This is a genomic window from Streptomyces sp. URMC 124, assembly GCF_051386455.1.
GTDB lineage: Bacteria > Actinomycetota > Actinomycetes > Streptomycetales > Streptomycetaceae > Streptomyces.
The window spans coordinates 1-349 of record NZ_JBPQTS010000387.1 but is presented as its reverse complement, the minus strand read 5'-3'; the positions used below and the strand labels follow the sequence as shown (position 1 = coordinate 349).

The following is a 349-nucleotide window of genomic DNA, read 5'->3' as shown; positions in this document are numbered from 1 at the left end:
GCATCATGTTGGCTCGCCTTGAACAAGCGAGGATAGACAGGCAGATCATATGGGCTGTCAGCTGCAGTAAACATGTACAGGGTGCGACCGAAGTAATACTTTTCACGGTAGCTATCCCAGCCCCACGTCGCATCGGGGTCGGAGAATTGGCGTTTGCAGGTGCATTTCCAATTTCCGGACTTCCGGCAATCGCACAGGAATTTTCCAAAGGAGCGAGCACCGGTCTCGACCGGCGTACCATCGCCGATGACCCGAAAGGAGGACGTGTCGCCAAGCAGTCCGCGTTCGGCTGAGGGCAGGACAAACAGGGTTTTGAACAACAACTGTAAGGTGTCATGCGGCTTAGCGC

General features: G+C 55.3%; 1 protein-coding gene. It reads right to left on the bottom strand.

All coding sequences use genetic code 11. The features are described from left to right. The coding region (locus tag ACSNOG_RS33065) for a hypothetical protein (RefSeq protein ID WP_436756369.1) at window positions 1–320 on the bottom strand (320 nt) is incomplete at its 3' end. Window positions 321–349 lie beyond the last annotated feature (29 nt).